A 9,957-nucleotide genomic window follows, 5' to 3' on the forward strand; every position below is an offset into this window, starting at 1 on the left:
GTTCTGGAACACCATGGCGCAGCCGCGCTCGCGCGGCTCGAGCTTGTTGACCACCTTGCCGTCGATGGCGATCGTGCCGCCTGATATCTCCTCCAACCCGGCGATCATCCGAAGCAGCGTGGACTTGCCGCAGCCCGACGGCCCGAGGATGACGACGAATTCGCCCGACGCGATGTCGAGGTGGACGCCGTGCACGACCTGCATCTTGGCGTAGCTTTTGTAGACGTCGCGAATGGTGATCGAGGCCATCGGCTGGTCCCTACTTTTCTGTGGCGATGAGGCCGCGCACGAACCAGCGCTGCATGGCCACGACGACGACGAGCGGCGGCAGCATGACGATCAGCGTGCCGGCCATGGCGATGTTCCATTCGGGAATGCCGCCGACATTGGGGATGAGTTGCTTGAGCTCGGTCACCGCCGTGGCGTGGCTGGCATCGGTGGTGATGAGCAACGGCCACAGATACTGGTTCCACGCCCACAGGAACATGATTGTGCCGAGCGCCGCCATGTTGTTGCGCGACGAGGGCAGCAGGATGTCGATGAAGAAGCGCAAGGCTCCTGCACCATCCATGCGCGCGGCCTCGGTCAGTTCGTCCGGCACAGTCAGGAAGAACTGCCGGTAGAGGAACGTGCCGGTGGCGGTGGCGATCAGCGGCATGATAAGGCCGGTATAGGAATTGAGCAGCCCGAGGCTGAGTGCGACCTGCACCCCCGAGACCTTCTCGATCAGCCAGCTCAGGCCAGTCACGTCGAGGATCGCCTGATATGGCGACATGACGTTGGCGACGACCGCGTAGGTCGGCACGATGCGCACTTCCAGCGGCAGCATCAGCGTGACGAATATTAGCCAGAAGATCAGCATGCGGCCGGGATAACGGAAGTAGACGATCGAGAAGGCGGTGAGCGCCGAGATGATGACTTTGCCGGCCGCCACGCCTGCGGCCATGATAAAGCTGTTGAACAGCTTCGGCCCGAGATCGGCCGTCGTCCACGCTGCCTTGATGTTGACCCAGAAGTCGCTGCCCGGCAGCAGCGACATCGGCACGTCGTTGACATCCTTCAGATTATGCGAGGCCGCGATCGCGACGATGATGAACGGCGCCACGCAAAATGCGAAGCCGACGAACAGGATTAGATGGGTGAACAAGTTGAGGATCGGGGTGCGCTCGACCATGCCCGCCTCACTTGTAATGCACACGCCGCTCGATGAAGCGGAACTGGAAGATGGTGAGCACGATGATAAGCAGCATCAGTATGATGCTTTGCGCGGCGGCGCCGGAATAATCGAGGCCTTTGAAGCCGTCGGAATAGATCTTGTAGACCATCAGATTGGTCGCGTTCGCCGGACCGCCCGCCGTCATGATGTCGACGATGCCGAAGGAATCCTGAAAGCTCTCGGTGATGTTGATGACCAGGAGGAAAAAGATTGTCGGCGTGATCAACGGGAACTGGATATCCCGGAAACGTCTGAGAACGCCGGAGCCGTCCATCGCCGCCGCCTCGACCAGTGAGCGCGGGATTGCCTGCAGGGCTGCGAGGAAAAAGATGAAGTTGTAGCCGACATATTTCCAGGAGAACGCGATGATGACAGAAGCCATGGCGTCGGCACCATTGAGGCCGGGGTCCCAGAAGCCTGGCCAGACCTTGTTGACGGCGGCCATGAAGCCGGCTTCGGGCGCCAGGATGAAGCGGAAAGCCATCGCCAGCGCAGGTGCTGCGATGCCGTAAGGCCAGATCAGCACGACGCGGTAGAGGCGTGAGCCGGCAAGCTGGCGGTCGGTCAGGGTGGCAAGCACCAACGCGATGACCATGGCAAGGCCGGTGCTGATGCCGGCAAAGATCAGGCTGGCGGTGATCGAGTTCCAATAGTCGGTGTTGGCGAGGATCGAACGGAAATTGTCGAGCCCGACCCAGATGTTGCCGCCGCCCCAGGGTTGCTGCAGCGTCAGCGACCAGTAAACCGCCTGGCCGGCGGGCCAATAGAAGAAGGTGAAGATCAGGAGCAACTGCGGCACCGCGAACAGGATGCCGATCGACCATCTTGAGAAAGTGACGCGTTTTTCCATCGATCCGCCAAAGCCGCCGGGCGGCCAAGCCCTGATATGAAACGGCCGCCCGCCTGTTGTCGGCGGGCGGCCACGAAAAGCCGACGCTCAGGGCAGCGTCTTGTTCGCGTAGGTCTGCTGGAAGCGGTCGAGGATGGCGTCTCCATTCTTGACCAGCGTGTCGATGCCTTCCTGAACGCTGACCTTGTTGGCGAAGATCGCCTGCATCTGGGTGCCGAACTCGGCGCGGATCTGGGTGAAATTACCGAGACGGATGCCGCGGGTGATCTCGGTCGGCTCCGACGCGGTCAGGCTGGCGATGGCGACCTCGCGGCCCTTGTAGGGCGCCTTGTCGTAGAAGCCGTTGGCCTTCATGTACTCGAAGCCGGACTTCGCCACCGGGATGTAGCCGGTGTTGGTCGACCAGAAGAGCGCCGTCTTGGGATCATGGATGAAGTTGAGGAAGGCGGCGGCGCCTTTGTATTCCTCGGGCGACTTGCCGGACAGCACCCAGAGCGAGGCGCCGCCGACCAGCGAATTCTTGCGCTCGGTGCCGGCATAGACGGGCAGCTCGGCCACGTCCCAGCTCATGCCTTCCTTTTGCGTCTTGCCGACCGTGCCGTGGTCGCCGACCGAGGTCATGATGAGCTGGCAGGTGCCGGAGGCGAAGGCCTGCACCATGTCCTGGCCGAGGTCCTTCGACTTGATCTTGATCAGGCCGGCGTCGTACCACTTCTTGAGGTCGCCGACATACTGGACGAACTTGGTCTTGTTCATCTCGAGGCGGGCGTTGAGACCGTCATAGCCGTTGTTCTCGGTGGCGATCGGCTGGTTGTGGATGGCCGAGAACTGCTCCATCAATTGCCAGCTCTCGTTGCCGGAAATGTTGATCGCCATCGGGCAGTCATAGCCGGCGTCCTTCAGCGCCTTGAGGTCGGCGCCGACATCTTCCCAGGTCTTCGGCGCCTCGGTCTTGCCGATCTTGGCGAAGGCGTCCTTGTTCCAGTACATCAGCGCCGTCGAGGAGTTGAACGGGAACGACAGCATCTCGCCCTTCGACGTCGCGTAATAGCGCGCGATGCCGGGGAAATAGTCGCTGTAGTCGATCTTGTAGCCGTTCTCTTCCATCAGCTTGTCGGCCGGATAGTAGGCGCCCGACAGCATCATGGTGGCGGTGCCGACATCGTAGACCTGAACGACTGTCGGCTGCTTGCCTGCGCGGAAGGCGGCGATGGTGTTCTGCAGCGTCGCGTCATAATTGCCCTGGCTGGTGCAGACCGCCTCATAGTCGGACTGCGAGGCATTGAAGTTCTTGCACAGCGTGTCGACGACGCGCGCGAGGTCGCCCGAAAGGCCGAACCAGAAATCGAATTTGACGGGCGCGGCGGCGGCAGGCTGCGCCAGCGTCAGGCCAAGAGCGCCGGCGGCAAGGGCGGCAAGGCCCTGCTTGATGATCGACATGGATTTGATTCCCTTTTGAGTGGCTGGTGACATCAGGCTGTGCGCAAGTCCTTGCCCGCTCTCATAGAGAAGGTATGTGACAGTTCTGCTGTGGCCTGCGGGTCTGTGGAAAAGCCGATTGGCACGCGGACAGGACCGCGTTTCAAAGCCTCGCGAGTGTTTTTGACATCGGCGTCGGACAGGTGCGGCAGGCGATATTGCCGCCCCCGCATGAGATCGTCTCGGGCGCCTCTGCAACCGAACGCGCACGCCGTAGTTGCACGGGCAATAACTGATTCTTCAAGCGTCCAGCCCTAATCAATTTCATTGCTTGATTATTGCGGGAAGATCAGGTGACGCGAGATGTTGACGGTCTATAATTGTATCGTGCACGAGCATGATCTGAGATTGGTCGCACTGGCGGCACTCATCTGCGGCATTTCTTCCTTCTCGGCGGTCAATCTGCTTCGCCACGTCGACCGCTCGACCAATAGAAACCGCTATGCCTGGCTGATGATTGCCGCCACCTCGACCGGTTTCGGCATCTGGGCGACGCATTTTATCGCCATGATCGCCTTCTCGCCGGGAATACCGAACGCCTACAACACCGAGTTGTCGGTGCTTTCGCTTGCCGCGGCCGTCCTGCTTACCGCCGCCGGCATGTGGATCGCCACCTTGCGCGGCGGCATCGAGCACTACCTTGTCGGCGGCGCCGTGCTCGGTGTCGGCATCGGCACGATGCACTATACCGGCATGGCGGCGTTCGAGGTGCAGGGCCGGGTCGTCTGGGATCAGCTGCTTGTCGGGATCTCGCTGGTCGCCGGCATCACGCTTGCCGCGATGTCGCTTTTTGTTGCGCTGCACCGCCCCTCGACGCTGAGAACGGTCAGCGCCGCCGTGCTTTTGACGCTGGCGATCTGCACCTTGCACTTCATCGCGATGGGGGCCGTGTCGATCTATCCGGATAGCTCGATCGAGATCTCGCAATACACGATCGAGCCAATGTCGCAGGCCTTCGCGGCGGCCGCCGCCAGCCTGGTCATCCTCGTGCTTTCGGCGGCGGCCCTGTGGATCGACCTGCGCTTCCGCCGCCACCAGGCGGAGGCCGAGCGCATGCATGGCCTGGCCAATGCAGCGGTCGAAGGCCTCATCGTCTGCGACGGCACCCGCATCGTCAGCGCCAATGACAGCATCGCGGCATTGTCCGGCATCGCCTCAACGACACTGAACACCATGGTGCTCAGCGACCTCTTCGGCGAGCGTTCCGCCACCGCCATGGCCCAAGCGGACGGGCAGGCACGGGAAACCGACCTCAAGAGCCATGACGGCACCATGATCCCCGTCGAGCTGATCGCCAGGCCCATCGACTATTGCGGCAAGCCGCACAGCGTGGTCGCCGTGCGCGACATCCGCGAGCGCAAGAAGGCGGAGCAGGAGATCATCCGCCTCGCCCACTACGACCCGCTGACCGGGCTTGCCAACCGCCGCAGCTTCAACAGCCGGCTGGAAGCCGAGATCGCCGCGGCGGGCCGCGGCGGCAAGGACGGTCAGCTCGCGCTCATGCTGCTCGACCTCGACCGGTTCAAGGAAGTCAACGATCTGTTCGGCCATGCCGCCGGCGACGCGATGCTGCAGAAGGTGGCGCAATGCGCCTCGAGCAAACTTCGCCACGGGCAGATGCTGGCCCGCCTCGGCGGCGATGAATTCGCCATCATCGCGCCCAACCTCCCCGACCCACAGGCGGCCGGCCGTATCGCCGAGGCGGTCCTGGCCGCCATACGCGAGGAGAACCGGCTGTCGCCGGGCGGCGGCCTTGTGTCGGCCAGCATCGGCATCGCCCTCTACCCGCTGGACGCCGATGAGCAGGCGGCCCTCGTCAGCCACGCCGACACCGCGCTCTACCGCGCCAAGGCGGAGGGCAAGGACACCTATCGTTACTTCGAGGCCTCGATGGGCGCCGAGGCGCGCGACCGGCGAGTGATGGAGCACGATCTGCGCCAGGCGGTGGCGCGCGGCGAATTCCGGCTCGTCTACCAGCCGCAGAAGGAGATCAGCACCGGCAGGATGATCGGCTTCGAGGCGCTGATCCGCTGGCACCATCCCGAACATGGCGACATCTCGCCTGCCGTCTTCATCCCGGTGGCCGAGGACAGCGGCGCCATCATCCAGATCGGCGAATGGGTGCTTTCGGCCGCCTGCGAGGAAGCCGCCCGCTGGAAGAACCCGCTGATGGTCGCCGTCAATGTCTCGGCCGTGCAGCTGCACAATCCGAACTTCAGCCGCAAGGTGCATGAGGTGCTGTTGCGGTCCGGCCTGGCGCCCGGCAGGCTCGAACTCGAGATCACCGAGACGGCGCTGGTCAAGGACATGCCGCGAGCGCTGGCCACCTTGCGGCAGGTCAAGGCGCTCGGCGTCCGCGTCGCCATGGACGACTTCGGCACCGGCTATTCCTCGCTCTCCAACCTGCGCGCCTTCCCCTTCGACAAGATCAAGATCGATGGCTCCTTCATCAAGTCGGTCGACAGGAACGGTCAGGTGGCGGCCATCGTGCGCGCCGTGCTGGGACTTGGCCGTGGCCTTGGCTTGCCGGTGCTCGCCGAAGGCGTCGAGACGCTGGGCGAACTCAGGTTCCTCGACGCCGAGGACTGCGAGATCGGGCAGGGTTTCTACCTCGGCAGGCCTGGTCCGATCGAGGCGTTCGGCGAACTGACCGGCGCGAGGGCGCCTGCGGCAGATGACGACGCCCCCGTCTCACGCGGCGGCGGCAGCATCCTGATGCTGGAACCGGCGGCCGCCCTGCGCTCAGCTTGAGGGGCCGAGCGCGGCTTCGACCAGCCGCCTGGCATCCGCTCCCGACCATTCGGCCGGGCCGTTCATATGCGCGATCAGGCAGCCCTCGCCGTCGATCAGCATGGTGACCGGCAGACCGAGCGCCAGGCCGCGCGTCTTGACGTCGTTGAACAACGCCAGCGTCGGATCCCGGTAGTAGCCGAGCGTTGCGACGCCGATGTCGCTGAGGAACTTCTTCGGCTTGGTGTCGTCGCCGGTGTCGACATTGACCGCGACGACCTGGAAGCGGTCGCTGCCCATCTCCTTCTGCAGCGCGTCGAGTGCCGGCATCTCGGCGCGGCACGGCGCGCACCATGTCGCCCACAGGTTGAGCAGCAGCGTCCTGCCGGCATGGTCGGCGAGCGTCATCGGCTTGCCGTCCGGACCGTTGAAGGCGAGGCTTTTCAACGACTGCGGCGGATCGGCCGGCAATAGCGCCGCGACCTGGCCTGTCGCCTTCGCTGCGACCTTTTTGGCGCGCTCGGCTTTGGCCGCGCAGGCGGCATCGTCCTTGCCGCTGGTTGCGGCGACATCGGCGGCAGCATTGTTGCCAGAACCGCTCTCGCTGACATATACCGCGACCGCGCCCGCCAGCACGCCTGCCACCAAGGCGGCGAGGATGAGGCGTGGGGCCGGGAATAATTGTTTGCGGTCTGCCATTTTCTTCAAAACTGCTCCGGAGCACGGGTTATAGCTATGAGCGACAAGAAGGCCAGCAACCAGATGTGGGGCGGACGTTTTGCCTCGGGTCCGGCCGCGATCATGGAAGCGATCAACGCGTCGATCTCGTTCGACCGCAAACTCTATGCGCAGGACATAAGAGGTTCGATCGCCCACAGCGAGATGTTGGCTGAAACGGGCATTATTTCGGCGGCCGATCAAGATAAAATCGCTCACGGGCTGAACACGATCCTGAAAGAGATCGAGGCCGGCACATTCGAATTCTCGACCAGGCTGGAAGACATCCACATGAATGTCGAGGCGCGTCTTGCCGACCTCATCGGCCCCGCCGCCGGCCGCCTGCACACCGCCCGTTCGCGCAACGACCAGGTAGCGGTGGATTTGAGGCTCTGGGTCAAGGACGAGTGCTTCCGCGTCGCCGAGGCGCTGAAAGGGCTGATCGCGGCCTTCCTCGAGCGCGCCGAGGAGCATGCGGCGACGGTGATGCCGGGCTTCACCCACATGCAGGCGGCGCAGCCGGTGACCTTCGGCCACCACTGCATGGCCTATGTCGAGATGTTCTCGCGCGACCTGTCGCGCGTCCGCGACGCCATCGAGCGGATGGACGAGAGCCCGCTCGGCGCGGCGGCCCTTGCCGGCACCAGCTTCGCCATCGACCGCCACCAGACGGCGAAGGCACTCGGCTTCCGCGAGCCGATGCGCAATTCGCTCGACAGCGTTTCCGACCGCGATTTCGCGCTGGAGTTCCTTGCTGTTGCGGCGATCTGCGCCACCCACCTGTCGCGGCTCGCCGAGGAGATCATCATCTGGTCGACGCCACAATTCGGCTTCGTCCGGCTGTCGGACTCATTCTCCACCGGCTCCTCGATCATGCCGCAGAAGAAGAACCCCGACGCCGCCGAGCTGGTGCGCGGCAAGACCGGGCGCGTCAACGGCCATCTCGTCGGCCTTTTGACGGTGATGAAGGGCATGCCACTGACCTATGGCAAGGACATGCAGGAAGACAAGGAATCGGTCTTCGACGCCGCCGAGACGCTCGACCTGATGCTGGCGGCGATGACCGGCATGGTGCGCGACATGACCGTCAATGCCGCCGCCATGAAGAAGGCCGCCGGCTCGGGCCACGCGACCGCGACCGATCTTGCTGATTGGCTGGTGCGCACGCTCGGCCTGCCCTTCCGCGAGGCGCATCACGTCACCGGCCGCGCCGTGGCGCTGGCCGAGGACAAGAAGGTCGGGCTGGAGAAGCTTTCACTCGAGGATCTGCAGTCGATCCATCCCGGTATCACCGAGGGCCTCTTCTCCGTGCTTGCCGTGCAGAACTCGGTGAAGAGCCGCACAAGCTTCGGCGGCACGGCGCCATCGGAGGTGCGCAAGCAGATCCGCTATTGGAAAAAGCGGCTTGCCAAAGCGTGAGCCGGGCGACCGCCCGATTTGCCGGGGTGCAAAGGCCATAAATTTTCGCTAGAAGCAGGCGACGAATTTTCTCCGACGGATGGGATCGATGACCGCAAGCAGGATTTTGGTGACGCTCGCGCTGCTCGCGGCGGTGGCTACCGTCACGGCCTGCGGCCGAAGGACCGGCCTCGACACGCCTTACGAGGCGGCCGTGCAGGCGCGCAAGGATGCCGAGAAGGCGCATCAGCCCGTGCCGCCGGAGCCGGAAAAACCGGTCGAGGACAAGAAGTTCATCCTCGACCCACTGCTCTAGAGTCGGTGAGATCACCGATCTCATCGTGCTTCAACTTCCGGAACCACTCTCGTGAACCATTTCGACTATCGCGACGGCGTGCTGCATGCCGAGGACGTCGCCATACCTGACATCGCGGCACAGGTCGGCACGCCCTTCTACTGCTATTCGACGGCGACGCTGACCAGGCATTTCCGTGTCTTCAAGGAGGCTTTCGCCGGGCTCGACACGCTGGTCTGCTACGCCATGAAGGCGAACTCCAACCAGGCGGTGCTGAAGACCCTGGCGAGGCAAGGCGCCGGCGCCGACGTGGTGTCGGAAGGCGAATTGCGCCGGGCGCTTGCCGCCGGCATCCCGGCCGGCAAGATTCTGTTTTCGGGCGTCGGCAAGACCGCGCGTGAGATGGATTTCGCGCTTTCGCCCGGCATCCTCTGCTTCAACGTCGAATCCGAGCCGGAGCTTGAACTGCTCTCGGCCCGCGCCACTGCGCTCGGAAAGGTCGCGCCGGTCTCGCTGCGCATCAATCCGGACGTCGACGCCAGGACGCACAAGAAGATCTCCACCGGCAAGGCCGAAAACAAGTTCGGCATTGCATGGCAAAGGGCGCGACAAGTCTATGCCCGCGCCGCGGAACTGCCCGGCATCAGGGTCACCGGCATCGACACCCATATCGGCAGCCAGATCACCGAGCTGCAGCCTTTCGACGACGCCTTCGCGCTGCTCGTCGAACTGGTCGGCGCGCTGCGCGCCGACGGCCATTCCATCGAGCATGTCGATCTCGGCGGCGGTCTCGGCATCCCCTACCGCGTCGACAACAGTCCGCCGCCGCTGCCCGACGCCTATGCCGAGATCGTCAGGAAGCACGTCACCAAGCTCGGCCTGAAGGTGATGTTCGAGCCGGGCCGGCTGATCGTCGGCAATGCCGGCATCCTGGTCTCCGAGGTCATCTTCGTGAAGGAAGGCGACGCCAAGAACTTCCTCGTCGTCGACGCCGCCATGAACGACCTGATCCGGCCGACGCTTTACGATGCCTTCCACGACATCCGCCCCGTACTGCAGCAGCCGGCCGCGGGCACTGAACGCTCCAGCAGGTTGGTAAAGGCGCCGCGCGCCTTGAACGAACCCGAATGCTGCAGGCATTCGAGCTTGAGGCCGACGGCGAGAGGCGCCTTGCCGAAATCGGCCATGTCGACGCGCAGCACCGGCGTGTGGCGGACGTATGGCCGGATGCGCGGCTCCGTCGCGGCGATGCGTTCGCGGGTGATGGTGCTG

The 9,957-nt window shown here is 63.9% G+C and carries 9 protein-coding genes; 4 read left to right on the top strand and 5 right to left on the bottom strand.

The features are described 5' to 3' along the window. The 4 genes from EOA33_RS13300 to EOA33_RS13315 all read right to left on the bottom strand — a co-directional run. Positions 1-249 (bottom strand): ATP-binding cassette domain-containing protein (locus EOA33_RS13300; protein ID WP_127405823.1); only part of this gene is annotated, 249 nt, incomplete at its 3' end. A gap of 10 nt (positions 250-259) precedes the next feature. Further along, positions 260-1,174, bottom strand: coding sequence for an ABC transporter permease subunit (locus EOA33_RS13305; RefSeq protein WP_126058104.1), 915 nt, complete (start codon positions 1,172-1,174; stop codon positions 260-262). Positions 1,175-1,181: 7 nt separating this feature from the next. Then, positions 1,182-2,066: an ABC transporter permease subunit gene (locus EOA33_RS13310; RefSeq protein WP_126058103.1), complete on the bottom strand. Its 885-nt coding sequence runs from the start codon at positions 2,064-2,066 to the stop codon at positions 1,182-1,184. Positions 2,067-2,153: 87 nt separating this feature from the next. After that, positions 2,154-3,506 carry an extracellular solute-binding protein gene (locus tag EOA33_RS13315; RefSeq protein WP_126058102.1) on the bottom strand — a complete coding sequence of 451 codons (1,353 nt, stop codon included), beginning with the start codon at positions 3,504-3,506 and terminating at the stop codon, positions 2,154-2,156. A gap of 342 nt (positions 3,507-3,848) precedes the next feature. Between EOA33_RS13315 and EOA33_RS13320 the strand changes: the two genes are divergently transcribed. Next, on the top strand, positions 3,849-6,296 hold the full coding sequence (locus EOA33_RS13320; protein WP_127405824.1) for an EAL domain-containing protein: 2,448 nt from the start codon (positions 3,849-3,851) through the stop codon (positions 6,294-6,296). Here EOA33_RS13320 and EOA33_RS13325 read toward each other — a convergent pair. Further along, on the bottom strand, positions 6,288-6,974 hold the full coding sequence (locus tag EOA33_RS13325) for a TlpA disulfide reductase family protein (protein ID WP_126058100.1): 687 nt from the start codon (positions 6,972-6,974) through the stop codon (positions 6,288-6,290). The two genes, EOA33_RS13320 and EOA33_RS13325, sit on opposite strands and share 9 nt — an antisense overlap. 36 nt (positions 6,975-7,010) lie before the next feature. Here EOA33_RS13325 and argH point away from each other — a divergent pair, with 36 nt between their 5' ends. From argH to lysA, 3 genes are all read left to right on the top strand, one after another. Next, a complete protein-coding gene (gene argH, locus EOA33_RS13330) occupies positions 7,011-8,411 on the top strand; it encodes an argininosuccinate lyase (protein WP_126058099.1) in 1,401 nt (466 codons plus the stop codon). Positions 8,412-8,499: 88 nt separating this feature from the next. Then, positions 8,500-8,706 carry a lipoprotein gene (locus EOA33_RS13335; RefSeq protein ID WP_126058098.1) on the top strand — a complete coding sequence of 69 codons (207 nt, stop codon included), beginning with the start codon at positions 8,500-8,502 and terminating at the stop codon, positions 8,704-8,706. 51 nt (positions 8,707-8,757) lie between these two features. Then, on the top strand, positions 8,758-9,957 hold a 1,200-nt coding region (gene lysA / locus EOA33_RS13340), incomplete at its 3' end, for a diaminopimelate decarboxylase (RefSeq protein ID WP_245482328.1).

The sequence above is a fragment of the Mesorhizobium sp. M4A.F.Ca.ET.050.02.1.1 genome (genome assembly GCF_003997725.1).
In the GTDB taxonomy this organism is placed as follows: Bacteria; Pseudomonadota; Alphaproteobacteria; order Rhizobiales; family Rhizobiaceae; genus Mesorhizobium.